The sequence below is a fragment of the Streptomyces sp. NPDC031379 genome, assembly GCF_055569615.1.
This window is the reverse complement of sequence record NZ_JBVIIT010000026.1, coordinates 119,786-143,911: the sequence shown is the minus strand read 5'-3', so window position 1 is coordinate 143,911 and position 24,126 is coordinate 119,786. Positions and strand designations below refer to the sequence as shown.

Genomic DNA, 24,126 nt, shown 5'->3' with positions numbered 1-24,126 from the left:
CTCAGGAACCGGACAGGAAATCGATGAGGTGGCGGGTCAGGTCGGGCGGTGCCGTCTGCGGCAGCGCGTGATGCGAGACATCCGGCAGTACGGCGGTCTCCACGCACGGCAGCATCGCGCCGGCCCGGCTCACCACCCTGGTGGGGTCATGGGTCCTGCTGTTCGCGGCCACGAGCAGCAGGACCGGCACCCGCAGGGCGCGCAGCGCGTCCGGCGCCGGGCAGGGTCCGGTCACCGGCCGCGCGGCCGGGAATCCGGCGGCGGCCTCCTGCAGCTCCAGCCAGTCGGGGTCCAGGAACGCACCGCCGGTCTCCCAGGCGAGGAACGCGCGGACGCGGCGGGGCGTGGGGCGCAGCAGCATCGGCAGGGCGTGACGCAGGTACGCCGCCTCGAACCCGGCGAAGCACCGGGTCGGGTCCAGGAGGAACAGGCGGCGTACCCGGCCCGGGGTGCGCAGGGCGTGGTGCAGCGCGATCCAGGCGCCGTAGGAGTGTCCGCCCACGTCGGCTGCGGTGACGCCCAGCCCGTCCAGGACGGCGTCCAGCCAGTCGGCCAGGTCGGCGACCGCACGGGGGTGGCGGTCGCCGGCCGGCGCGCTCAGGCCCGGGGCGCCGATCAGGTCGACGGCGTAGACCCGGCGCAGCCGGGAGAGGGCGGCCGCCTGGGCGTACCAGGAGGCGGAGGTCGCTCCGCCGCCGCCCGGGAGCAGGAGCAGCGGGGGCGCGTCGCGCGGACCGCAGGCGTTGACGCGGGTCTCGCCGAAGGGCGTGGGCACGGTGCGCGACTCCCGGTCCCCCGGCCACTTCGCCATGACCTTGTCGTACGCAACCCGGAACCTGTCCCGGTCGTATCCGGTCATGGCAGCGCCCCCTTATTATCTCGGTCAGCAAGATATTCGCTGAGCGAGATAGTAGTCCGGAGGGCCTTCATGTCCACCCCGCCCGACCCCGCCTCGGCGCCCGAGCTGGAGATCGTCCATCTGCTGCGGGCCGCCACCGTCGAACTCGGCCTGCACAGCGCCCGCTTCGCGCAGCGCCACGGCATGCACCCGACGGACGTGCGCGCCCTGATCGCGCTGATGGACGCCCGGCGGGCGGGCGAGGAGATGAGCGCGGGGCGGCTCGGGGCCGCGCTCGGGCTCAATTCGGCGGGTACGACCGCTCTCGTCGACCGGCTGGAGCGGGCCGGGCAGGTGCGCCGGGTGCGCGGCGCCCGGGACCGGCGGAAGGTCGTCGTGGAGGTGGAGGACCGCGCCGTGGACCTCGGCTGGACGTTCTTCGGGCCTCTGATCGAGCGTTCGGTGGAACTGCTGCGCGGGTACGACGACCACCAGCGGGACGCGATCCGGGATTTCCTGCACGGGGTGCGGGAGGCCGCGGCCGGGCCGGAGCGGGCGGAGTGAGCCGCCCTGCCCGGGCCGGCGTGACCTCACCAGGTGACCCGCGCCACAGCATGACCAGGTAACACGGGGTTCACATACGGGCAACGGACGGGAAACCGCCTGTTGACAAGCTGCGCGGCAGATCGAGCGGCGCCCCAGTGCCGCAGCGCCGCAGCACCCCGCGTGCACCTAACCCACCCCCGAAGGATGTGGCCCCGTGACCTTCAAGGCTGAGTACATCTGGATCGACGGCACCGCGCCGACGGCCAAGCTGCGTTCCAAGACGAAGATCATCACGGGTGCCCCGGCCGGTCTCGAGTCGCTTCCGATCTGGGGCTTCGACGGCTCCTCCACCAACCAGGCCGAGGGGCACTCCTCGGACCGCGTGCTCAAGCCGGTCTTCACCTGCCCGGACCCGATCCGCGGCGGTGACGACATCCTCGTGCTGTGCGAGGTCCTCGACATCGACATGACCCCGCACCGGTCCAACACGCGGGCCGCGCTGGCCGAGGTCGCCGAGCGGTTCGCCGCGCAGGAGCCGATCTTCGGCATCGAGCAGGAGTACACCTTCTTCGACGGCTCCCGCCCGCTGGGCTTCCCCGAGGGCGGCTTCCCGGCCCCGCAGGGCGGCTACTACTGCGGTGTCGGCGCCGACGAGATCTTCGGACGCGAGATCGTCGAGGCCCACCTGGACAACTGCCTGAAGGCAGGCCTCGCCATCTCCGGCATCAACGCCGAGGTCATGCCCGGCCAGTGGGAGTTCCAGGTCGGCCCGGTCTCCCCGCTGGAGGTCTCCGACCACCTGTGGGTGGCCCGCTGGCTGCTGTACCGCACCGCCGAGGACTTCGGCGTCTCCGCGACCCTGGACCCCAAGCCGGTCAAGGGCGACTGGAACGGCGCGGGCGCGCACACCAACTTCTCCACCAAGGCCATGCGTGAGGGCTACGACGCGATCGTCACCGCGTGCGAGTCGCTCGGCGAGGGATCCAAGCCGCTGGACCACGTCAAGAACTACGGCGCCGGCATCGACGAGCGCCTGACGGGTCTGCACGAGACCGCCCCGTGGGACAAGTACTCCTACGGCGTCTCCGACCGCGGCGCCTCCGTCCGCATCCCGTGGCAGGTCGAGAAGGACGGCAAGGGCTACATCGAGGACCGCCGCCCGAACGCCAACGTCGACCCGTACGTGGTGACCCGTCTGCTGGTCGACACCTGCTGCACCGCGCTGGAGAAGGCCGGCCAGGTCTGATCCGTCCCGCCACGCCCAGGGGCGCCCGCCGACACGGCGGGCGCCCCTGCCGCGTAGGGTGCGCCGTCGTGGAGACCGACCGGGGTGAAGCTCACCCCCGCCCACGGACCGGCCGACGAAGTACCGGACCTGCCGCGCGCCGTGGAGGCCGAGGACGCGGAGGCACGCGAACGGCTCGCCCTTCAGAGGCCCGGACACCGGTTGGCACCGCACTCGCTGATCGGCGGCATCGCGGACGGCGCCGGGCCGCCCGCCGAACGCGCCGCCGCGCTGTGGGCCTTGGCCGAGGCACTGCCGGCCCGGGCGCGCTCGGCCCGGCCGCCGGCGCCGTCGGCGCTGCGGGGCGCCGACCCGGTGTCCTGGCCGCCGCGCCGGCGTACCACCGGATGACCGGCGACGCGGGGCTCACGCTGGCCTCCTCGGTGCGGAACTCGCCGACCCGGCTTCGGGACGGGTGACACGGGCCGGCAAACCCGGGCCCATCGCCCCGCCGTTGCCGCCGCTCATCGAGCCGCGGCCGGCCGACGGGCGCACGGCTGCCCCGGGCCGCCGTGGAACCGCCGTGCGAGGTCGCCGAGTCGGTCCGCCGCGCCGCCCACGACCTGTTCGTGGTGGGTGACCCGCACCCCGACCGCCGCCCGCGGCCCGCCGCCCGCGGTCCGCCGTCCGCGGGCTGCCGGCCCCCGCGACGGTCCTCGACCGAGCACCCGTGTCCGGATGCCGAGACGGCGTTCCGGACACGTCGACGTGGAGAAAGCCGCTGACCAGGGCCGTATCGCCGACCCCGGAGCACACGCAACGTCAACTTCACGCCAAGGAAGCGTCCAAGCAGTGAGAGGAGGGTCCTGTCCGGCGCCCTCGTCTGCTTCAATGGGCGCATGGCCAGCTTCCAGAAGTACACCGCGACGGGTCGCCATGACCTCGAGCCCTTCTGGCCTTCCCGTCAGCACCACGACTTCGACCGGGTGTGTTGCCGCGCGATGAACGCGCGGGCCCTCTAAAGCCGTACACCCCGGCCTTCGGCCAGCGCGGAACGACGTACGTCCCCCGGCGCGCCCGACCACGAATCGCGGCCGCCGCTCCCCCCGACGAACTCCTCGCGCGAAAGAGCTGACCTCTCATGGCGACCACTCGTTCCCTCTCCACCGCCACCCTGACCGCCCCCGCCCCGAACGGCACCCGGCACCGGCTGCGCGCCGTCGACCGGGACGAGGTGGTCGACGTCGCGGACTTCCTGCCCCCGGGCGCCACCTGGCTGCCCGCGCCGCAGCACACCCTGCCCGCGCTGCCCGGCCGTCCGCCGATGGTCGGCTACCTGGTGCTGGTCCCGGCCGACCAGCAGCCGCCGTTCCTGCCGGTCGCGGTGCCGGACCAGCCGGAGGCCTCGGAGGCCGGACCGGAGGCGGGCACCGCGCCGCTGGTGCGGATCGACCCCGTGCAGCGCACCGCCAGCGTCGACGGCCGTGAACTCGACCTCACCTACCTGGAGTTCGAGCTGCTCGCGCACCTGGTGGCGCACCCGCACCGGGTGCACACCCGCGACCAGCTGGTCACCACGGTCTGGGGCTACGGCCACGTCGGCGACGGCCGCACCGTCGACGTGCACATCGCCCGGCTGCGCCGCAAGCTGGGCGTCCAGCACCGTCAGTCGATCCAGACGGTGCGCCGGGTCGGCTACAAGTACACCCCGCCGACCGGCCGCTGAGCCCGCTCTGCCGTCGGCAGATTCCCGTACCGGTCCGCGCCCCGACCGGGCATGATCACCGGCATGAGACTTCTTGTGCTGGGCGGTACGGAGTTCGTGGGGCGGGCCGTCGTGGAGGCAGCGCTGGGGCGCGGCTGGGAGGTGACCGTCTTCCACCGGGGACGGCACGAAGCTCCTTCGTCGGTACGGTCGCTGCACGGCGACCGCACCGCTCCCGACGGCCTCGCCGCCCTCGCCGCCGACGACGGCACCTGGGACGCCGTGGTCGACACCTGGTCGTCGGCGCCGCGCGCGGTGCTGGACGCGGCACGGCTGCTGCGGGGCCGTGCCGGACGGTACGTGTACGTCTCCAGCCGGTCCGTGTACGCCTGGCCCTGGCCTCCCGGAGCCGGCGAGGACGCCCCGCTGGTCGAGGGAGCCGCGGCCGGTGCCGGGGCGAGCGACTACCCACGGGACAAGCGGGGCGGCGAGCTGGCGGTCCTGGAGACCTTCGGCGCGCGGGACTCGCTGCTGGTCCGGGCCGGGCTGATCCTCGGCCCGTACGAGAACGTCGGCCGGCTGCCCTGGTGGCTCACCCGGATCGCCCGGGGCGGCCCGGTCCTCGCCCCCGGGCCGCGGGATCTGGCGCTGCAGTACATCGACGTGCGCGACCTCGCCGACTGGGTCGCCGGCGCGGTGGAGAAGGAGCTGAGCGGGCCGTACGACCTGGTGAGCCCGCCCGGCCACACCACCATGGGGGAACTGCTCCGGGCGTGCGTCCGGGCCACCGGCGCCGAGGCCGAGCTGCGCTGGACCGACCCGGCGGTGATCCTGGACGCCGGGATCGAGCCGTGGACCCAGCTGCCGGTGTGGGTGCCGCCGGGCGGCGAGATGTACGAGGCCGTGCACCGCGCGGACGTGTCCCGGGCGGTGGCCACCGGACTGCGGTGCCGGCCGGCGGGCGAGACCGTCGCCGACACCTGGCGGTGGCTCACAAAGATCGGCGGCGTCGCCCCCCAGCGGCCCGACCGCACGGTGAAGGGGGTCGACCGGGACGTGGAGGCGAAGGTGCTGGCCGCAGCGGGGGGTGTACCTGGCACCACCCCCGAAGAGGGGGCCTCGGACGACTGATCCGTCCCCGGCCGTCGGCAAGACTGACGTCATGAACACCGACATGAAGCGCGGCGCTTTCCGGGTCCGTGCGCGAGAAGTCCTCCTGGCCGCCGTACGGGGGCTCGCGCTGGCGCTGGCGATGCTGCCCATCGCCGTGCTGTGCTTCACGCTGAGCCTCGTGTCCATCGCGCTCGTCCCGCTCGGCCTCGGCATCGTCACGACCCCGGGGATCCTGGGCGGAGTGCGGGAATTCGCGGACACGCGGCGGCGGCTCGCGGCGGAGTGGTGCGGGGTGGCGATCCCGTCGGCCTACCGGCCGATACCCGAGGGCGCCAACCCCTGGACCCGCACGGTCGTGATGCTCGGCGACCCCGCGACCTGGCGGGACATGCGGTGGCTGCTGGTCGACATGACGGCCGGATTCTTCACCGCGCTGCTCCCGGCCGTCCTGTTTCTCTACCCCTTCGAGGGGTTCGCGCTGGCGGCCGGGCTGTGGCGGGCCATGACCGGCGGCGCGTACGGGCAGTACGGGCCGTACTGGTACGGCTTCGTGCCGGTGAGCGGGCAGGCGACCGCGTTCGCCGCCGCCGGGCTCGGGGCCGTGATCCTCGTCGTCGCCTACCGCTTCGCCCCGCGCCTGCTGACCGTCCACTTCCGGCTCACCCGGGCCGTCCTCGGCGCCGAGAAGGGCGAACTCACCGAGCGGGTACGCGTGCTGACCGAGACCCGGCGGGACGCGGTGGACACCTCGGCCGCCGAACTGCGCCGCATCGAGCGGGACCTGCACGACGGCGCCCAGGCCCGGCTCGTCGCCATGGGCATGGATCTCGGCACCATCGAGATGCTGGTCGAACGGGATCCGGCCCAGGCGAAGACACTGCTCGCCCAGGCCCGCCGGAACTCCGCCGAGGCCCTGGAGGAACTGCGCGACCTGGTGCGCGGCATCCATCCGCCGGTCCTCGCCGAACGCGGACTGGGGGATGCCGTACGGGCGCTGGCGCTGCGGCTGCCGCTGCCCACGGAGGTGACCGTGGAGCTGCCCGGCCGGGCGGACGCGCCGGTGGAGTCGGCCGCCTACTTCGCGGTCAGCGAGGTGCTCACCAACGCGGTCAAGCACTCCGGCGCCGACCGGATCTGGGTGGACGTGCACCACGCCGACGGCAGGCTGCGGATCACGGTCACCGACAACGGCAGGGGCGGCGCGGCGGTCGGGGCCGGCTCGGGCCTCGCCGGGGTCGAGCGGCGGCTCGGTACATTCGACGGCGTCCTGGCCGTCAGCAGCCCCGCCGGCGGCCCCACCATGGTGACCATGGAGATGCCGTGCGTGTTGTCCTAGCCGAAGACCTCTTCCTGCTGCGTGACGGTCTGGTCCGGATGCTGGAGGCCTACGGCTTCGAGATCGCCGCCGCCGTCGAGTCCGGTCCCGAACTCACCCGTGCGCTGGCCGAGGAGCGGCCGGACGTCGCCGTGGTCGACGTCCGGCTGCCGCCCACGCACACCGACGAGGGCCTGCAGTGCGCGCTCGCGGCCCGCCGGGAGCGGCCCGGGCTGCCGGTGCTGGTCCTCTCCCAGCACGTGGAGCAGCTGTACGCGCGCGAGCTGCTCGCCGACGGCAACGGCGGGATCGGCTATCTGCTGAAGGACCGGGTCTTCGACGCCGAGCAGTTCGTGGACGCCGTACGACGGGTGGCGGCGGGCGGTACGGCGATGGACCCGCAGGTGATCCAGCAGCTGCTGTCCCGGCGGGCCGCCGACGACCGGCCGCTCGGCCGGCTCACCCCGCGCGAGCGGGAGGTGCTGGAGCTGATGGCACAGGGCCGGTCGAACGCGGGCATCGCGGCGCAGCTCGTGGTGACGGAACGGGCCATCGCCAAACACACCTCCAACATCTTCACCAAACTGGGTCTGGAGGTGTCGGACGACGACAACCGGCGCGTTCTGGCCGTGCTCGCCCACCTCGACCGCGACCGGTGAGATTTACCGAACTTCCGCTGCTCAAGCGGTGGTTGGGGCCCCCGTGACACGGGGAACCCGTGATGAATTCGTGAGTGGGCTGAACACCTCCGCAGCGGCGTCCGTATGGAAGGACGCCGCTTCACTCCTGTCGGGCGCCTCGATGCTGCCCCGCAAGGAAGTCAGAGGAGTTCCATGGGACGCAACACACGAAAACGCCGTACGCCGCTGGCCACCAAGGCCATAGCCGCATCGGCGGCCCTAGCGCTCGGTGGGGGCGGGCTGATCTGGGCAAACTTCTACGCCTCGGCACACGAGTCGAACCACCAGACGTGGGGAGGCAACCAGACGAAGGCCGCGACGGCTCAGGTCGCGACGATCTCCTGCCCGGACGTCGGCCAGAAGCTGACGAACGTGCCGAACGCGGCCCGTCAGGGCGTGGCGACGGAGCTGGCGAACCTCGACAAGCAGATCACCGAGGCCTACGCCCGGCTCGCCTCCACCCGGCAGGCGCAGACGAACGACACGAGCTTCGTGCAGAACGCGATCGTCGGCCCCCTGAAGGAGAAGCGTGCCGCGACGATCGACCGGATCCGTATCGACATCCAGCGCGTCGGCGGCTCCTTCGACAACGCGCTGAAGCAGCTCGCCGCCTGCACCACGCAGACCGCCAACCAGACCACCGCCGGTGGCCAGCAACAGAACGGCGGCCAGCAACAGAACGGCGGGCAGCAACAGAACGGCGGGCAGCAGCAGAACGGCGGGCAGCAGCAGAACGGCGGGCAGCAGGGCAACGCCGGGCAGCAGCAGAACATCGGCGGGCAGGCCGGCAACGGCCCGGTCGCGGCGGACTTCGTCGACATCACGAAGGTCCCGGCGAACGTCCAGGGCAAGCCGAACAGGTCGGGCAACGCCTCGACGGGCTCGTTCACCACGCGCTGCGGTGTGAACGCGAACAAGAACTTCAACACCGACAACGTGATCGTGGCGCCCGGCGTGACCAACGGCGCCCACCACCTGCACGACTACGTCGGCAACCAGAAGGTCAACGCGTTCTCCAGCAACAACACGTTCCTGCAGGGCGGCACCAGCTGCCAGAACAGGAACGACCTGTCGTCGTACTACTGGCCGGTGGTCCGCATCCAGGACGGTACCCAGGACTTCGACCAGAACAAGGACGGCGGCGGCAAGGAAGGCAACGTCGGCAAGATCCTGACCCCGGTGCAGGCCCAGATCAAGTACGTGGGCAGCCCGGCGAGCAAGGTCGTCGCGATGCCGCAGTTCCTGCGCATCATCACCGGTGACGCCAAGACCACCACCAACGGTCTGGCGAACGCCAACGCGCACTGGAGCTGCACCGGCTTCGAGAACAAGGTGCAGCTGACGACGCAGTACCCGATCTGCCCGCAGGGCAGCAAGGTGGTGCGCACGTTCGCCTTCCAGAGCTGCTGGGACGGGCAGAACGCCGACAGCGCCAACCACCGCACGCACGTCGCGTTCGCGGACCCCGCGAGCGGTGTCTGCGGGAACGGGTTCAAGGCGATCCCGCAGCTGACGATGCGCCTGGTGTACAACATCACCCCGCCGACCATTCAGAACGGCCAGGTGAAGAACGCCTACGCCGTGGACGGATTCCCGGAGCAGCTGCACAAGGCGGCCACGGACCACGACGACTTCATCAGCGTCACGAAGAACGGCCTGGCCAACAAGATCGCCAACTGCATCAACCGAGGTCAGAACTGCTCCTGACCCCGCAGTAGGCCCATGACAGAAGGCCGGTGACGGAACCCCCTCCCGTCACCGGCCTTCGCCGTGCCCGCCGAGCGCGTCAGCCGCTGTGCGCGTGATGGTCGACGCCGGTCTCCATCTCGCCGCCGAGCGTGCCGCGCAGCGCCTTGACCACCCCGTCGTCGCCGACGGCCACCCATTTGCGGCCCACGAGGTAGTGACCGCCGTAGTCCTTCGCGTCGTTGATCCACTCGCGCTGGCCGCGGTCGGTGGCGAAGGTGGCCAGGATGAACCTGCCGTCACCGTTCCTGCAGATGGCCTGGCGGATCTCGTCGGCGTCGGTCTGTATGTTCGGCTTGCACTTCACCTCGGCCGCCAGGCTCTCCAGGCTGCCGGTCGCGGTGGGCGGCGCCGCCTCGGTGTCCCCGCCCGCGCCGCAGCCCGCCAGCGCGCACACGGCTACGGCGCCGAGCAGCACTCTCGTCAACCTCATCTGTTCCTCCGGTCCTGGTGGGCCAAGCATGCCGCGTGGAGCCCCGGCGCGGGACCCCGTCCAACGGATACGGCTCTCGCGCGGGCTGCGCTCAAATCCGCTGACCGGACGCGCACGCGTGTGCGAAAGTGCCCTGGTGAACCAGAACTGGGAAGACCGCGTGACCGCCGCCTGGGCCTCCTTCGACGACTGGCCGGAGGAGCGCGCGCACGAGTTCCGCGCGGTGATCGACACGCTCGTCGCCGAGTTGCCGGACGACAGCCCGCTGGGCCCCTTCGAGCAGGCCTGCGCCTGGGACTCGACCGGGCACTCGGACAAGGCGGTACCGCTGTACCGGGAGGCGCTCGCGCGGGGACTCGCCGGCTACAAGGGGCGGCGGGCCAGGATCCAGCTGTCGAGTTCGCTCCGCAACATCGGGCAGGCCGAGCAGGGCGTGCAGCTGCTCACCCCCGAACTGGACGCCCTCTCCGACGAGTTGGACGACGCGGTACGGGCCTGTCTCGCACTGTGCCTGTCCAGTCTCGGCCGCGACCGCGAGGGCCTGTCCCTCGTCCTCGGCGCCCTGGCTCCCCATCTGCCGCGCTACCAGCGGTCGATGGCCACCTACGCGCGCGCACTGGTCGGCCCGGAGACGGGACCGGAGACCGACCCGAAGGCGGAACCGAAGGCGGATCCGGAGGCATAACCACCCGTCCGGCGGTGACCTCCCACCGGTTCGCTCGTTCTCCCGGACGTGCAGTCACAGGATGTAGCCCAGCGTCACGCACCCGCCTCCGCCGGACCGGTCGACGTCGAGCAGGCCGAGGCCGCGCTCGTCGAGCACTACCCCCGACTGGTCCGGATCGCCTACCTGGTACTGCCACCCGGCCTCGGCCGCAGCCGCCGGGTACTGACCGCACACTCCCTCACCCAGCGCGCCCTGCCGCGGGGCCGCAAGCAGCCGTCCGGGCTCCCGGCCCAGCCTTCGGGGCGGGAGGACGACCCCGGGTACGCCTACCTCCGCGAGCGCGTTCTGCGTACGGCCCTGGAGGCGGCCCGTCCCCGCCGGCGCCTGCCCCGGCTGTCCGCACTGCCGCCGTCGCTGCCCCAGGTGTGGGGGCTGAGGCTGTTCCCGCGTTCGGGCGGCGCCGACGAACTCGCCCTGGACCAGCGGCTGTCGGCCCTGTCCGGCCCGGCCCGTGCCGCCTATGTGCTGCGCGGCCTGGAGGGGCTGCCCGACGCCGACGTCCACGGGATCCTCGAGGCCGCCGGCGTCGACGACCCGGGCGGAGCGCTGGCCTCGGCGAACGGAGTGCCCGCGCAGCCCGCACTGCTCCGCTCCCCCGAGTTCGACCCCTGCACGCTGCAGGCCCGGCCCACCGACCTGATGCGGCGCCGCCAGCACGCCAAGGCCGTCCTCACCGCGGCCGCCGCCCTCGCGGTGTGCGGGGTGCTGGCCGCCCTGCCGAGCGGCGGCTGGGAGCCCGACGGTGCCGCCGCGCCCGCCTACGCCGGGAACCCGGCCGCTCAGGCCGCCCTCGACCCCGGAAAACTGACCCGCGTCCCCGCCGCCGCCTGGGAGTCCGCGGCACGCACCGACTTCTCCGTGTGGCCCGCGCGCGGCCCGCTCACCGGCGACCTGGCCCTGCTGCGCCGCGCCCTGGCTGTCTGGGCCCGCCCCGGCGAGGCGGTCCACGTCTCGGCGACCCCCGGCACCCAGACCGGCGGCCCGGCCGGACCGCCCCAGCTGCTGTACGCGGGTGTGGTCGACAACGCCCGCGTGGTGATCCTCTACGACGGCCTGCGCATCGCCCGCTACGCCGAGCCGGAGAACGGCACCCAGGGCGCGGCCCTCGACTTCGCCCGCGTCGACGGCGCGACCGATGCCGAGGCGAGCGCGCTGGTACTGGGCCGCTCCGACAGCAACGTCCGCTATCTGTTCGCCCCCTGGGTGCGCAAGGCGGCCGCGCGGGACCTGATGAAGCCGGACTCGGCGGCGACGCCGCTGACCCTCACGGACGGTGTCACCGCACCACTGGCCAGCTCCGCGCTGCAGCCCGGCGCCTGCGCCTCGTGGAACGTGCTGGAGCTGACCGACGCCTCCGGCACCCGGCTCGCCACCGACCTCGGCGAGCTGGTCCCGGCCCACCTCACCGCGGGCCGCCCGGGCTCGGCCGGTGAGGTGTCCGGTGTCGAGGGGCTGCGGGCGTGGGCGCCGTTCGCCTGCTCGCTGGCGGCCGAGCGCTCGGCGGGCATCCGCAGCGTCAACGCCTGGGCCTACGCCCGGCAGCCGCTGCCCGACGGCAGCGGGGCGGGCGACTGGGTGTGCACCCGGGCCGAGACCTGGCGGGGCCGGGGGACGGCCGCGCTGGCCCAGTTCCGCATCCCGGGCAGGCCGGCCGCTACGGTCGTCGCCAAGGGCACCAACGTGCCGGCGTGCGGGCCGCGTGATCCCCATGTGCTGGCCGGGGTGCTGTGGAAGTCCGGCGCCGGGAACTGGTACCTGCTGGCGGCCGGCAGCGAGGGGACCTCGTCGGTCTCGGCGACGGGTGGGGTCACCGCCGCCGGGCGGGGGCCGTTGCTGGCCGCTCGGGCCGAGCAGGGGGCCCGGGCCGACCTGACGGGCACCCTGGCCGACGGGCGGCGCATCCGCGGGCTGCACTGAGCGGTTGCTGACACCAGCGTAAACAAGCTTGGCCGCAGGGGTTCTCAGGCGCCCTACCCATCAGTACATTGACGCCATGTCTCACACGCAGGCCCGGCCGGTGGAGTCCGAGCGCGTCCCGCTCAAGGCCCGCAACGTGTCCTTCTCGTGGGAGGACACCCCGCTGCACTGGGTGCCCGGCGACCCGTTCACCACGCACACCATCAACGTGCTGCACCTCCTGCTGCCCGCCGGTGAGCGGTGGTTCGTGCACGTGTACAAGCAGGCGCTGCCGCTGATCCGGGACGACCGGCTCCGCGAGGACGTCGTCGGCTTCATCGGGCAGGAGGCCATGCACTCCCAGGCCCACGACGAGGTCCTGCCGCACCTGCGCGAGCTGGGCCTCGACCCGACGCCGTACACCGCGCAGGTCGACTGGTTCTTCGAGAAGCTGCTCGGCGACCGCACATTGCCGCCGGGCAAGGCCCGCCGCTGGTGGCTGCTGGAGCGGGTGGCCCTCATCGCGGCCATCGAGCACTACACCGCCTTCCTCGGCGACTGGGTGCTCAACGCGGCCGAGCTGGACCGGCGCGGTGCCGACCCGACCATGCTGGACCTGCTGCGCTGGCACGGCGCCGAGGAGGTCGAGCACCGCTCGGTCGCCTTCGACCTGTTCGAGCATGTCGACGGCAGCTACCGGCGCCGGGTGCGCACCTGGGCCGCGGCCTTCTCCGCGCTGGTGTTCCTGTGGCAGCGCGGGACCCGCTTCTTCATGGAGAACGACCCGACGCTGGCCGACGGCAAGGCGTCCTTCAGGGACTTCCACCAGCGCGGCCGGCAGGGCACCCTGCCCGCCACCGGGGACATGCTGAAGTCCATCCCGCGCTACCTCAGCCGCGCCTACCACCCCTCCCACGAGTGCTCCACCGCCCAGGCCGTTGCCTACCTGGCCTCCTCCCCCGCCGCGCTCGCCGCGGAGAAGGCGGGGTCGTGATGCCGAAGCTGCGTACCGTCGCCCTCGTCGCGGGCGCCGCCCTGCTGACCCGGCAGGCCCTGCGCCGCCGCGTCCAGGTCTCCCCGCTGTGGCCGATGCCCGCCCTCGACCAGCCGATCTCCGGCCGGCCGCGTTCGCGGGCCCTGCGGCTGCTGCTCGCCTCCCACGAGACGATCGCCGACGGGGTCGTACAACTGCGTCTGGAAGGCCGCGGTCTGCCGGGCTGGGAGCCCGGAGCGCACCTCGATCTCGTGCTGCCCTCCGGACTCGTGCGGCAGTACTCCCTGTGCGGGGACCCGGAGGACGCCTCCTCCTACACGGTCGCCACGCGGCTGGTCGAGGACGGCCGGGGCGGCTCCCGTGAGGTGCACGGGCAGCTCGCCGAGGGCATGGAGCTGGAGGTGCGCGGGCCGAGGAATCGTTTCCCCCTCGTGCCGGCACCCTCGTACGTCTTCGTCGCGGGCGGCATCGGCATCACCCCGATCCTGCCCATGCTGCGGGCCCTGCCGCACGGCACCGACTGGCGGCTGCTGTACGGCGGGCGGAGCCGGGCCTCGATGCCGTTCCTGGAGGAGGTCCGCAAGCTGGCCGGGGACCGGCTGACGCTGGTCGCCGAGGACGAGGACGGACGGCCGGACCTGGCCGCGCTGTTCGCGGGCGTGCCGCGGGGGACGGCGGTCTACTGCTGCGGTCCCGAGGGCCTGATGACGGCGGTCGAGGCCCGCCTGCCCGCGGGCGCCACGCTGCACCTGGAGCGGTTCGCGCCCCGGACGTCGGCCGACGGGAACGCGGAGTTCGAGGTGGAACTGCGGCGCAGCGGACGGACGTTCACGGTGCCCGCCGACTCCACCCTGCTGGCCGCCGTGCGCCGCGAGCTGCCGAACACCGCCTACTCCTGTGAACAGGGCTTCTGCGGCACCTGCCAACAGCGCGTGCTGGAGGGCGAGATCGATCATCGGGACGAGCTGCTGACGGACGCGGAACGGGCCGACTCCCTGCTCATCTGCGTGTCGCGGGCCAGAAGCGATCGCCTGGTGCTCGACATGTGAACATCGACGGCCGGATCCGATCGGTAAGGTGTTCGCATGAGTACCGGGGTTCGCCGCAGGATGGGCGTCGAGGAGCGGCGGCAGCAGCTCATCGGCGTCGCCCTCGAACTGTTCAGCAGGCGCTCGCCCGACGAGGTCTCCATCGATGAGATAGCGTCGGCGGCGGGCATCTCACGCCCCCTGGTCTACCACTATTTCCCCGGCAAACTCAGCCTGTACGAAGCCGCGCTCAAGCGTGCCGCGGAGGACCTCGCGGGGCGCTTCGCCGAGCCGCACGAGGGCCCGCTCGGCGCCCGGCTGCTGCGGGTGATGCGCCGCTTCTTCGACTTCGTCGACGAGCACGGCCCCGGTTTCTCGGCGCTGTTGCGCGGTGGCCCGGCGGTCTCCGTGGACGGCGTCCACACGAAGGACCACGTCTCGGCCACCAACGCGCTCATCGACTCCGTGCGGCAGGCCGCCTACGAACAGATGCTGTCGCACCTGGGCGTGACCGGGGCGTCCCCGCGGCTGGAGCTGGTCGTCCGCTCGTGGATCTCGCTCGCCGAGTCCACCGCGCTGCTCTGGCTGGACGGCCGGCGTGTCCCGCGCGCCGAGCTGGAAGTCCAGCTCGTGCACGACTTCGCGGCGCTGGCCGCCGTCAGCGCGGCCCACGACGAGGACATGGCGGCCCTGCTGCGCACGATGGTCGAGAACGAGCCGGCCGACGGCCCCTTCGCGGAGCTGGTCGGCCGGCTCATGTCCCTCGCGACCTGACCGCCTACCGGTCGAACTTCCGGTACGACGCGTCGAGGTCCCGGATCTCGGCGGAGGCGTGCAGGGTGAACGCCGCCTCCTCGACGTGCTCGCGGAGCAGCTCCAGTGCGGCCTCCGTCAGCTTCGCCTTGGTCTCGTCGCTGCGTCCGGCGAGGAGCCCGATCGTCACGTGCACGATGGCGTGCCCGCGCGCCCCGGGATCCTCGTACCCGAACACCGTGTACGCGCTCGGCCGGAACTGCGTCTTGCAGGCCTCCGGCTTCGCCGCCGCGATCTCCACGGTCGCCTCGTGCAGCGCCCTGGCGAAGCCCTCGCGGTCGAAGGCGTTCTCCATGGTGTCGGAGTAGTCGACGGTGATCTGCGGCATGCGCACTCCTGTTCTACGGCAACGGCCTCACCCTAGTTCCCCACCCGGGTGAAGACCGCCACGGTCCGCGCCGGCACGGTGAACGTGCCCGAGCCCGCCGCGTAGGAGGAGGTCCGCACCACCGCGTCCGCGCCCGCGGCCTGCACCGGGTGCAGCCGGTACCGCGTCCCGGCGAGGTCGCCGATCCGCTGCTCCTGCTGCTGCGGGGTGGCGTTGAAGACCACGACCAGGTCACCGAGCCGCATGGTGATCACACCGGGTGTCTCGTCCTTGCCGGACAGCGGGAAGGACAGCCGGTCCTGCACCCGCGCGGCCGTACCGAGGGAGAAGGCCTTCTCGCTCGTACGGATCTTCAGCAGGTCCTGGTACGCGGCCGAGGCCCCGGTGATCTGCGGGCAGCCCACCGTGACCGTGCCGAGCAGCGGCCTCGCGTAGTCCCACTTGGACGCGTTGTCGGCGGCCGGGGGCAGCCCGCGCCCGAAGCCGTTGCCGTCGGCGCAGTCCCAGTGGATGGCGTTGAACCAGTCCCCGCTGTCGAAGGAGTTGCGGTCCAGCGACTTCGAGCGGAGCAGGTCGGTGCCCGCCTGGGACAGGGACGGCCCCTGCGAGAGCGCGGCCGTGGCCATCGCGAGCACCTGCATCCGAGCCCGGTCGGCGGCGGGCGTACCCTTCGAGAGCTTGTAGGTCAGCGCGTCGAACAGCGACTCGTTGTCGTGGGCGTCCACATAGGCGAGGGCGTCGCCAGGAGCGTCCGCGTATCCGGCGGGCGCGCCGTTGTAGTCCACCTGCGCGCCGGTGACCTCCTTGCCGTCCGTGTCCGTGAAGCGGTACCGGGCGAGGTTGCCGGTCAGCCCGACCTTGATCAGGTCCTGGTAGTGCAGCAGCCGCGCCTTCTGCTCCGCCGACGTGCCGTTCGCCGTCGTGGCGTTGGGGTCGGTGTACAGCCCGGACGCGAAGCCCTGGACGCCGGGGTCCGCGTCGAAGGGGCCGCCGCCGCGCACGGCGTCACGGGCGCGGTCGGAGAAGGTGGCGATCCCGGTGCCGGCCATGTTCTTCTGCGTGGCCTGCACGAAGCGGGCGTCGTCCGCGACCTCGCCGAAGTTCCAGCCCTCGCCGTAGAGGATGATCTTCTTGCCGTCGACGCCGTCCTTGGCGGGGGTCAGCGCGTCCAGGGCCTTCCTGACCGCCAGGATGTTGGCCTTCGGGTGGTGGCCCATGAGGTCGAAGCGGAACCCGTCGACCTTGTACTGCTTCGCCCAGGTGACGATCGAGTCCACGACCAGCTTGCCCATCATCGCGTTCTCCGGCGCGGTGTTGGCGCAGCAGGTGCTGTTGGCCACCGAGCCGTCGGCGAGGAGCCGCTGGTAGTAGCCGGGCACGATCCGGTCCAGGACGGAGGTGTCCGCCTGGCCGCTCGCGGCGGTGTGGTTGTAGACGACGTCCATGACGACCCTGAGGCCGTCCTGGTTGAGGGCCTGGACCATCTTGCGGAACTGGACCGTACGGGCCGTGCCGTCGGGGTCGGTGGCGTACGAGCCCTCGGGGACCGTGTAGTGGAACGGGTCGTAGCCCCAGTTGTAGGCGTCCTTCGCGGCGATCTTCGCCACGCACTCCTGCTGCTTGTCGGAGTCGGCGGGGTAGGACGCCAGATCGCAGTCGGTGGTGGCCTGGTCGGCCTTCTTCTCGGGGAGGGTGGCGATGTCGAAGGCGGGGAGCAGGTGCACGTAGGAGGTGCCCGACTTCGCGAGCCGCCTGAGGTGCTCGGAGCCGTCGCTGTTCCTGTCCGTGAAGGCCAGGTAGGTGCCCGGGTGCTTCGAGGTGCGGTCCTCGACCGAGAAGTCCCGGATGTGCAGCTCCTGGATCTGCGCGTCCTTCAGCGGTACGGCCGTGGGCTTGCGCAGGGTCGGCCAGCCGTTCGGCGCGAGGGACCTGTCGTCCAGGTCGACGACGAGACTGCGCTCGGAGTCGGCGGTGAGGGCGACCGAGTACGGGTCGGTGACCTGGTTGGTGACCATCTTCCGGACGCTGGGCGCCCAGACCTTCACGACGTACCGGTAGGGCTTGCCCTTCCAGGACGCCGGTCCGGTGACGGACCAGACGCCGGTGGCGTCGTTCCGGTGCATCGGGACGTCACGGCCGTCCAGGTCGAGCCGGACGGACCGGGCCGTCGGCGCCCAGACGGAGAGCGTGGGCCTGCCGTCGTGGAACACCGGCCCGAGCGCGGCCTTCCTGGCGCCGGGGTAGAGGTCGTCCAGCACGCCGGCGGTCTGCACCCCGGTCGCGGCGAGCACGGCACCGTTGGCCGCGCGCTGCGAGGCGACGAGCTGCCCCTGGACGGCCTCCCGCACCCGGTCCCGGTCGCGCGGGTCGACGGACCAGGCGGTGTAGTCCTTCAGGTGCGGGAACTTCGCCTTCTGGGCGTCGCTGAGGGTGGTCTTCGCCAGTCGCAGCCAGCGCTCGTCGTCGCTGGTCAGCGTCCCGTCCTTGACGGCGATCGAGCCGTTGCCGGAGTACAGCAGCTGGGTGGAGGCGGCGCCGTCGACGCCGTTCCAGGCGAGGGTGTCCCGGTCGATCCAGACCGCCTTGGAGGTGGTCAGGTCGAGGGCGGCGGCACTGCCCGCGGGCTGCGGCAGCAGGTGCTCCTCCTGGCCGTTCAACAGCCACACCTCAGTGCCGTCGGCCTTGAGGTCCAGGGACTGGTCGGTGGGCAGATCCTTGTCGTCGCCCTTGTGGATGATGTAGCTGAGGCTGGTGGCACCCGCGGTGAGCGGTACCTCGTAGACCGCGCCATAGGCATCAGTCTTCACCGGCTTCAGCGGGTCCGACCAGTCGGTGGGGTGCGCGGCACCCGTCCAGACGTGCAGGCCCCAGCCGTCGTAGTTCCCGTCGGCGCGGTGGTAGTGGAGGACGGCCTTGGTGGTGTCCTGGGCCGGGAGGTCGGGCCTCTCGGTGAGCACGTCGGCCTTGCCCTGCTCGACCCACACCTCGCCCGTCCTGGTGACGTCGATGCTCCGGTCGGCGGAGACGTCCTTGGTGCCGTCCTTGTCGATGACCAGGAAGCTGACGTTCGAGGCACCGGGCCTGAGCTTGACGTAGGCGAAGGCTCCGTAGGCGTCCCGGCCGGTGAAGGGGTGGCTGGCCGGCCAGTTCGTGGCCTCGCCGTCGGCGAGGTCTCCCCAGGCGTACAGGCCCCAGTCGGCGTAGTCGCCGTCGGTGCGCTGGTAGTGGACGATCGCGTAGTCCCGGGAGGAGGCCGTGGGGACCTCGGGCGCGGGCGGGGTGCCGGTGGTGCTGCCCGCAGCGGCGCTCGCGGTGTGCCCGGCCGAGTCGATCACGACGGCCTTGTAGCGCAGGGCGGTGCCGGCCGGCACGTCCTTGCCGATGGTCTGGGTGACCTTGTAGGGGGCGTGGTCGGCGGAGCCGAGCGTCTTCCACGAGCCGTCGCCGACCTGGGCGGCGAAGACGACGCGGTTGAGCTGTCCGCCGTCGACGTCGGCGGTGACGTCCACGGTCCCGGTGGCTCCGGTGGCCGGGGCCTCGAGGGTGATCGTCGGCTCGGTGGCGGGCGCGGCGAGGGTGCCGGTGGCCTTGTAGACGACGGCGGAGCCGGCCGGGACGGTGACGGTGACCTTGCGGTCGGCGTCGGACGTCAGCGTGCCGGTGGCCCCGTGGATGCCCCGGTACGACGCGTTCGCCGAGCCGGTCGCGAAGGTGGCCGTCTTGGCCTCGCCCGCGTTGTTGAAGGCGACGACGTATTCCTGGCCGGTCCTGGCGTCCGTACGGGTGAAGGCGTACACACCGGCGCCGTCGGCCGCGTACCGCTCGCTCTGCACGCCGTCCGTCAGGGCCGGCTCGGCCTTGCGGAGCTTGGCGAGGGAGGCGATCTCCCGGTACAGCGGGGCCTTGGTGTCGTAGGCGTCGCTCCCGTGGGTGCGGTCGGTGCCGATCTCGTCGTCGTCGAGGTAGTCGGCGACCCGGGAGGCGAACATCGTCTGGCGGGCGTCCTTGTCACCGCCGGAGCCGGTGAAGCCCTGCTCGTCGCCGTAGTAGACGACCGGGTTGCCCCGGCTGAGGAACATCAGCTCGTTGGCGAGCCGGTCCTTGGCGAGGATCTCGGCGTCGGTCGCCTTCGGGTTGTCCTGCTTCAGGAAGTACCCGATGCGGCCCATGTCGTGGTTGCCGAGGAAGGTGACCTGCTCGTACGCGTTGGCCTTGTCGGTCGTGTACCGGTAGTCGTCACCGAAGACGCTCGCGAGCTTCCGCGCGCTGCCGCCCTGGGAGGCGTAGGCGCGGGCCGCGTCCTGGAAGGGGAAGTCGAGGGTGGCGTCCAGTCGGCCCTGGGTGACGTACGGGGAGGTGACGGAGGTGTCGGCGGAGTAGACCTCGCCGAACATGAAGAAGTTCTTCCGCCCGTGCGCGGCCGCGTACTTGTCCAGCGCGGTCGCCCACTGGGTCCAGAACTCCATGTTCACGTGCTTGACGGTGTCGATCCGGAATCCGTCGATGCCGAAGTCCCGCACCCACCGCTCGTAGATCTTCTCCATGCCGTGGACGACCTCGGGACGCTCGGTCCACAGGTCGTCGAGGCCGGAGAAGTCTCCGTACGTGGTCGACTCTCCGGCATAGGTCGAGTCGCCCCGGTTGTGGTACATCGTCGGGTCGTTGAGCCAGGCCGGGACCTTGCTCTGGCCGGCGACCTTCGGCGTGCGCGGGAAGGAGCCGGTACCGACGGCCGGGAACTTCCCGCCGCCGTCCGCGTAGTCGCTGTCGTCGAACGGCTTCCCGTCCTTGGTCAGGTACGGGAAGGCACCCTTGGAGAGGTAGTCGTACGACTTCTCCTCGTAGTCCACGACGTCGGCGGTGTGGTTGGTGATGACGTCGAAGAAGACCTTCATGCCCTTGGCGTGCGCCTTGGAGATGAGGGTCTGCAGGTCCTTGTTGGTGCCGAAGTGCGGGTCGACCCGGGTGAAGTCGGTGATCCAGTAACCGTGGTAGCCGGCGGAGGCGTTGGCGCCGGTGCCCTGCACCGGGCGGTTCTCGAAGATGGGGGCCATCCAGATGGCGGTGGTGCCGAGGCCCTTGATGTAGTCGAGCCGCTTGGCCAGACCCTTGAGGTCGCCGCCCTGGTAGAAGCCCTTGTCGGTGGGGTCGTAGCCGGTGCTCAGCCGTGAGCCGGTGAGCCCGCCCTTGTCGTTGGACGTGTCGCCGTTGGCGAAACGGTCCGGCATGACGAAGTAGAACTGCTCGCGGGTGTCGTCGTGCCGCGCGGGCTGTGCGGCGAGCCTCGCGTCCGAGGGGGGCGGGGGCGGGGTTGCGGCGTGGGCGGCCAGTGGCTGGATCAGTGCTGCGGTGAGGGCTGCGGCGGTGACGGCCGCGGCTCGTCTCGCTCGTGGGGTACGGCGCGTCCGTGGCGCCGGCCATCTGGGTATCACAGGCGGTAACTCCTAGCGAAAGCGGCTCTCTTGGGTCCGACCCCAACGCCGCGACACGCCATCGCCGCCGGGCGCCCGCGTGACCGTATCGCTGACGAAAGGCTTACAGCAAGAGTCCTGAAAGCGATGGCAACAACTTTCACCCGCTGCGTCGACCCGGAGACGTCCAGGGGCCCGCCGCGGCGCTCGGGCTCCCGTTGCGTGATGCGCCGAACGGGTGAAGAGTGGGTCTTGCAGCGGCTTTTGCAGCGGCGCAGCGGACCTCAGCGCGGACCAGACCGTCGGACCGCCCTCGGAGCGTTCTGTCCGCCACCGACCCAGCAGTGCGACGCACAGCCCGTCCGGATGCACTATGTCCAGAATCACCAGGCGACACGTCTTCCACTTGACCAGCGCATCAGCCCTGACCGCGGCACTCGCGTTGCCCGCGGCTCCCGCGACCGCTCTGCCGGTTCCTCAGGTCCACAGCGAGGCCGGGGCGGAGCTGTCCCTCCGGTCGACTCCTCCTTCACCCTCGCCTCCGTCGCCGACGTCTGCTCCCCCGTCGACGCCGAGCGCTCCGTCGGCCACGGCCTCACCTCCCTCGCCGACGCCGAGCACTCCACCCTCGACGACATCACCTCCTCCTTCCCCACCGAACGGGACCACTTCCACACCGAACGGGACCACGAGCCCGAGCGAGACGCCGCAACCGAGCGAGACGTCGCAACCGAGCGAGACGTCGGACACCGAGGAGCCGCCCAGTCCCGGCGAGAGCGGTACGTCGGCGTCCCACGCCGTGACGCAGCAGAAGGAAGACATCGACGAAGTGACGGGAGACCTGGACCAGCAGGGGGAGGAGGTTCCGGAGGAGCTGGCCCCGAGCGTGGACCAACTGACCACCGCCCTGGAGGCGGTGGAGGACCCGGGGACCTCCCCGCAGGAGCGTGACGGCGTCATCAGGACCGCACAGGCGCTGAGTTCCACGCTGGACGTGATCGCCGATCCACAGACGCCTCCGGCGCTGCAGGAGCAGTTGACCGGGCTCGTGAAGCAGGTGACCACGACGCTGGACGCGGCGAACCAGGGAGGGACATCGCCCGAGCAGCGGCGCGCGTACGCCTTGGTCGCACAGAGGTCGGCATCCGTCCTGGACATGATCGGCGACCGCGATACGCCGCAGGGGCTGCGGGGACAGCTGATCGGGATCGTGAACGACGTGAACTCCGCCGTCACCCGTCACCCTGATGCGAAGACCTTCGAGCTCGCGAGGGCGATGACCGCTTCGCTGGCCATCATCAGCGACCCGGACACATCCGACGAGGACCGGAAGGATCTCGCGACCACCACGCGCGACGCCGGTTCGCCTCGGGAGGATCAGGACGACTCGGACGAGCGGATCCGCCGGATGAAGGAGAAGCAGGAGGAGGCCGCCTCCGCTCAGGGCCTGCCGGACGAACCGCTCCCGAAGGCGGCCAGGGTCTGCACCAACGCGGTCTTCGACGCCGTCTCGGACGACACCCTGAACAGCGATCTGAAGAGTGTGATACCCGAGAAGTGGGAGAGCGAAGGCGTCAATGATTTCTGGAAATCGAACGAAACAGGGAACGACGATTCTCTCGACGTACTCGTCCAGTTGCTGAACGAGCAACCCGACGACGCTCCACTGGAAATCAGACTCCTCATCCCGAAGCTCGCCGATTCCCTGCCGGCCGGTGAACTCTTCGGGGCCCTCGGCCCTCCGGGGCGTGATTGCCTGCGGGCGGCCCTGCAACTCGACCGGGATCTCGGGGTCGAATCGGGCTCCTGGGTCAAGATGGCCGAGGAGAAGGAATAGACCTCAGCAGCTCCGCCACGGACACCTCCGAAGAGGCGTAGACCGTGGAGGCACCGAACCTGTCCACTTCTCTGCTTTCTTCGGCAGGATCACCCGCACCCCTTCCGCCGGCGAAGTCATAAGAGGAGGAAATGGAGTACTTGGGGCCTGTCTTCGGCGACCACTCCGCTGTCACATACCGTGGCCTGCGCGTCACGTTGACCAGATTGCTGTTGTGGCGCACCGCGCCGTGATATCTGAGCGTTTCCCCGCACAACGCCGGATGGCAGTAGTACCGGCTCCCCTTGATCCACGAGGCGTGTGCCTCACTGAATTTCCCCACGTCGATCCGCCCCCGGTCCTGCCTCATGTATGTGATCTGCAGGTCGACGCGGAGCAGGTCGTACTGGACGTTCTCGGGGATCTCGAACACGTGCACCCGAGCGTCCTCCTGCCCGCTGCCGAGGACTTCACCAGGCCTGTAGAACCGCCCGCTGCTTATCGGCGTGTATCCGAGTCGATCGACGTGGCGTTCCGCCTCCTCTTTCGTCTCACCGCCCTCCTCGAAGCTCTTCTTCCACTGTTCCTTGAGCAGATTACCCCGCTCGGAATACTTGGCAGTTCTGCCGTACACCGTGAAGTCATTGATGATGATGTACACCGAGACCTCTCCGGTGTTCTTGACGGAGAGCTTCAGCGGGATCTGGACGTAGGGGCGCCCACGGTCGGCCCGCGCCGTCCCGAATCCCGCCTTCAGCGCGAAACGCATGGGGGCCACTGCTGGTTGGTACATGGTCGAGTACGCCAGACTGAGAGAAGTCAACAGGGCCGACACGAATACGCCGGCCGCAAATCTCTTGGGTTGCGGAATTCCCTTCCATGATTTTTCCCGGACCAGCAGGAAGAGCGCCCAGAGCGACCAGCATCCGAGCGGCATGAACGCCAGCATGTAGGGCGTGTATTCCCGTTCCTCGAGCCACATCAGAAGGAGGATGCCGTCGGTGACGAATGATATGAGGACACCGAGCAGGACGATCGCACCGGAGATTTTGTACTGCCGTCTTCCCCAGTGGTCGAGTACCGAGACCGCTGCCGCGGCCTGCACCAGAGCGGACAGGACGAACAGGGCCCCGGTTATCCGTTGGGCAAAAGTCAGGGCGCCGAAGACGTCCGGCCATCCGATCACCGCGTTGAGGACCGCGGACGCGACCAGCCCCAGCGCCATGAGAACGCCGGTCGCGCGCCTTCGCCAGGACCGGGCGGGCCAGGTACCGCTGTCCCCGCCGCGCCAGCACACGGACGCCGGGTCCTCGACGTCCACGTCCGGGTGACCGCGGCGGTCCAGCAGCTTTCGCAGTTCGCGCAGCGACCAGGCACTGCCCACGGTCTCCCCGTCGATGGTGACCCGGCGAAGACCACGACCGTCCGGTGCCTCGACGACGACCCATGGACGGATGCTCATGGAGCCAGCCTCGAACGGGTGCCGGAACCGCGCACACGGAGTTGCTCCGG

20 protein-coding genes are annotated in these 24,126 nt (G+C 71.2%); 14 read left to right on the top strand and 6 right to left on the bottom strand.

Annotation, left to right across the window (positions count from 1 at the left end):
* Position 1: 1 nt before the first annotated feature.
* Positions 2–859, bottom strand: a complete 858-nt coding sequence (locus tag ACZ5CW_RS32700) for an alpha/beta fold hydrolase (protein WP_468607781.1) — start codon at positions 857–859, stop codon at positions 2–4.
* A 69-nt stretch (positions 860–928) separates the two neighbouring features.
* On the opposite strand from ACZ5CW_RS32700, the gene ACZ5CW_RS32695 reads away from it, so the two are divergent.
* The 8 genes from ACZ5CW_RS32695 to ACZ5CW_RS32660 all read left to right on the top strand — a co-directional run bounded on the left by ACZ5CW_RS32695 (position 929) and on the right by ACZ5CW_RS32660 (position 9,129).
* The gene (locus tag ACZ5CW_RS32695) at positions 929–1,402 is read left to right on the top strand and encodes a MarR family winged helix-turn-helix transcriptional regulator (RefSeq protein WP_468607779.1); all 474 of its coding nucleotides are present in this window, start codon (positions 929–931) and stop codon (positions 1,400–1,402) included.
* A gap of 196 nt (positions 1,403–1,598) precedes the next feature.
* Positions 1,599–2,630: a glutamine synthetase gene (glnII, locus tag ACZ5CW_RS32690; RefSeq protein WP_468607777.1), complete on the top strand. Its 1,032-nt coding sequence runs from the start codon at positions 1,599–1,601 to the stop codon at positions 2,628–2,630.
* 84 nt (positions 2,631–2,714) lie between these two features.
* A complete protein-coding gene (locus ACZ5CW_RS32685; RefSeq protein ID WP_468607775.1) occupies positions 2,715–3,020 on the top strand; it encodes a hypothetical protein in 306 nt (101 codons plus the stop codon).
* Positions 3,021–3,750: 730 nt separating this feature from the next.
* Positions 3,751–4,335 carry a winged helix-turn-helix domain-containing protein gene (locus ACZ5CW_RS32680; protein WP_468607773.1) on the top strand — a complete coding sequence of 195 codons (585 nt, stop codon included), beginning with the start codon at positions 3,751–3,753 and terminating at the stop codon, positions 4,333–4,335.
* A 63-nt stretch (positions 4,336–4,398) separates the two neighbouring features.
* The gene (locus tag ACZ5CW_RS32675; protein WP_468607771.1) at positions 4,399–5,445 is read left to right on the top strand and encodes an NAD-dependent epimerase/dehydratase family protein; all 1,047 of its coding nucleotides are present in this window, start codon (positions 4,399–4,401) and stop codon (positions 5,443–5,445) included.
* Positions 5,446–5,476: 31 nt separating this feature from the next.
* Entirely contained in the window at positions 5,477–6,763 is a 1,287-nt protein-coding gene (locus tag ACZ5CW_RS32670; RefSeq protein WP_468607769.1) for a sensor histidine kinase, read from the top strand.
* Entirely contained in the window at positions 6,748–7,401 is a 654-nt protein-coding gene (locus ACZ5CW_RS32665; RefSeq protein WP_468607767.1) for a LuxR C-terminal-related transcriptional regulator, read from the top strand. Before ACZ5CW_RS32670 ends, ACZ5CW_RS32665 begins: the two co-directional genes overlap by 16 nt.
* 174 nt (positions 7,402–7,575) lie before the next feature.
* Positions 7,576–9,129: a DUF1996 domain-containing protein gene (locus tag ACZ5CW_RS32660; protein ID WP_468607765.1), complete on the top strand. Its 1,554-nt coding sequence runs from the start codon at positions 7,576–7,578 to the stop codon at positions 9,127–9,129.
* A gap of 79 nt (positions 9,130–9,208) precedes the next feature.
* Here the strand turns inward: ACZ5CW_RS32660 and ACZ5CW_RS32655 are convergent, their stop codons facing one another.
* On the bottom strand, positions 9,209–9,601 hold the full coding sequence (locus ACZ5CW_RS32655) for a hypothetical protein (protein ID WP_468607763.1): 393 nt from the start codon (positions 9,599–9,601) through the stop codon (positions 9,209–9,211).
* 118 nt (positions 9,602–9,719) lie between these two features.
* On the opposite strand from ACZ5CW_RS32655, the gene ACZ5CW_RS32650 reads away from it, so the two are divergent.
* The 5 genes from ACZ5CW_RS32650 (at position 9,720) to ACZ5CW_RS32630 (ending at position 15,020) form a co-directional block, all read left to right on the top strand.
* Complete coding sequence (locus ACZ5CW_RS32650; RefSeq protein ID WP_468607761.1) at positions 9,720–10,286, top strand: tetratricopeptide repeat protein; 567 nt, start codon at positions 9,720–9,722, stop codon at positions 10,284–10,286.
* Between the two features lie 48 nt (positions 10,287–10,334).
* Complete coding sequence (locus tag ACZ5CW_RS32645) at positions 10,335–12,245, top strand: hypothetical protein (RefSeq protein ID WP_468607759.1); 1,911 nt, start codon at positions 10,335–10,337, stop codon at positions 12,243–12,245.
* A 76-nt stretch (positions 12,246–12,321) separates the two neighbouring features.
* Positions 12,322–13,218 carry a metal-dependent hydrolase gene (locus ACZ5CW_RS32640; RefSeq protein ID WP_468607757.1) on the top strand — a complete coding sequence of 299 codons (897 nt, stop codon included), beginning with the start codon at positions 12,322–12,324 and terminating at the stop codon, positions 13,216–13,218.
* Positions 13,218–14,267 carry a PDR/VanB family oxidoreductase gene (locus ACZ5CW_RS32635; RefSeq protein WP_468607755.1) on the top strand — a complete coding sequence of 350 codons (1,050 nt, stop codon included), beginning with the start codon at positions 13,218–13,220 and terminating at the stop codon, positions 14,265–14,267. Before ACZ5CW_RS32640 ends, ACZ5CW_RS32635 begins: the two co-directional genes overlap by 1 nt.
* Before the next feature lie 60 nt (positions 14,268–14,327).
* A complete protein-coding gene (locus ACZ5CW_RS32630) occupies positions 14,328–15,020 on the top strand; it encodes a TetR/AcrR family transcriptional regulator (RefSeq protein ID WP_468607842.1) in 693 nt (230 codons plus the stop codon).
* A gap of 4 nt (positions 15,021–15,024) precedes the next feature.
* Here ACZ5CW_RS32630 and ACZ5CW_RS32625 read toward each other — a convergent pair whose 3' ends face one another.
* From ACZ5CW_RS32625 to ACZ5CW_RS32615, 3 genes are all read right to left on the bottom strand, one after another.
* Positions 15,025–15,387 (bottom strand): 5-carboxymethyl-2-hydroxymuconate Delta-isomerase, encoded by a 363-nt coding sequence (locus ACZ5CW_RS32625; RefSeq protein WP_468607754.1) that lies wholly within the window; start codon positions 15,385–15,387, stop codon positions 15,025–15,027.
* Between the two features lie 32 nt (positions 15,388–15,419).
* Entirely contained in the window at positions 15,420–20,819 is a 5,400-nt protein-coding gene (gene pulA, locus ACZ5CW_RS32620) for a pullulanase-type alpha-1,6-glucosidase (RefSeq protein ID WP_468607752.1), read from the bottom strand.
* Between the two features lie 456 nt (positions 20,820–21,275).
* The gene (locus ACZ5CW_RS32615; protein ID WP_468607750.1) at positions 21,276–21,620 is read right to left on the bottom strand and encodes a hypothetical protein; all 345 of its coding nucleotides are present in this window, start codon (positions 21,618–21,620) and stop codon (positions 21,276–21,278) included.
* Between ACZ5CW_RS32615 and ACZ5CW_RS32610 the strand changes: the two genes are divergently transcribed.
* Positions 21,598–22,635 carry a hypothetical protein gene (locus tag ACZ5CW_RS32610; protein WP_468607748.1) on the top strand — a complete coding sequence of 346 codons (1,038 nt, stop codon included), beginning with the start codon at positions 21,598–21,600 and terminating at the stop codon, positions 22,633–22,635. The genes ACZ5CW_RS32615 and ACZ5CW_RS32610 overlap by 23 nt on opposite strands.
* Here ACZ5CW_RS32610 and ACZ5CW_RS32605 read toward each other — a convergent pair.
* A complete protein-coding gene (locus ACZ5CW_RS32605; RefSeq protein WP_468607746.1) occupies positions 22,610–24,076 on the bottom strand; it encodes a hypothetical protein in 1,467 nt (488 codons plus the stop codon). The two genes, ACZ5CW_RS32610 and ACZ5CW_RS32605, sit on opposite strands and share 26 nt — an antisense overlap.
* Between the last annotated feature and the right edge of the window lie 50 nt (positions 24,077–24,126).

What these genes read in the sequence shown, in the direction of transcription:
- ACZ5CW_RS32700 (WP_468607781.1), bottom strand. Translation starts at nt 859, where the DNA reads ATGACCGGATACGACCGGGACAGGTTCCGGGTTGCGTACGACAAGGTC.
- ACZ5CW_RS32695 (WP_468607779.1), top strand. Translation starts at nt 929, where the DNA reads ATGTCCACCCCGCCCGACCCCGCCTCGGCGCCCGAGCTGGAGATCGTC.
- ACZ5CW_RS32680 (WP_468607773.1), top strand. Translation starts at nt 3,751, where the DNA reads ATGGCGACCACTCGTTCCCTCTCCACCGCCACCCTGACCGCCCCCGCC.
- ACZ5CW_RS32675 (WP_468607771.1), top strand. Translation starts at nt 4,399, where the DNA reads ATGAGACTTCTTGTGCTGGGCGGTACGGAGTTCGTGGGGCGGGCCGTC.
- ACZ5CW_RS32670 (WP_468607769.1), top strand. Translation starts at nt 5,477, where the DNA reads ATGAACACCGACATGAAGCGCGGCGCTTTCCGGGTCCGTGCGCGAGAA.
- ACZ5CW_RS32660 (WP_468607765.1), top strand. Translation starts at nt 7,576, where the DNA reads ATGGGACGCAACACACGAAAACGCCGTACGCCGCTGGCCACCAAGGCC.
- ACZ5CW_RS32655 (WP_468607763.1), bottom strand. Translation starts at nt 9,601, where the DNA reads ATGAGGTTGACGAGAGTGCTGCTCGGCGCCGTAGCCGTGTGCGCGCTG.
- ACZ5CW_RS32640 (WP_468607757.1), top strand. Translation starts at nt 12,322, where the DNA reads ATGTCTCACACGCAGGCCCGGCCGGTGGAGTCCGAGCGCGTCCCGCTC.
- ACZ5CW_RS32635 (WP_468607755.1), top strand. Translation starts at nt 13,218, where the DNA reads ATGCCGAAGCTGCGTACCGTCGCCCTCGTCGCGGGCGCCGCCCTGCTG.
- ACZ5CW_RS32630 (WP_468607842.1), top strand. Translation starts at nt 14,328, where the DNA reads ATGGGCGTCGAGGAGCGGCGGCAGCAGCTCATCGGCGTCGCCCTCGAA.
- ACZ5CW_RS32625 (WP_468607754.1), bottom strand. Translation starts at nt 15,387, where the DNA reads ATGCCGCAGATCACCGTCGACTACTCCGACACCATGGAGAACGCCTTC.
- ACZ5CW_RS32615 (WP_468607750.1), bottom strand. Translation starts at nt 21,620, where the DNA reads ATGTCTTCCTTCTGCTGCGTCACGGCGTGGGACGCCGACGTACCGCTC.
- ACZ5CW_RS32605 (WP_468607746.1), bottom strand. Translation starts at nt 24,076, where the DNA reads ATGAGCATCCGTCCATGGGTCGTCGTCGAGGCACCGGACGGTCGTGGT.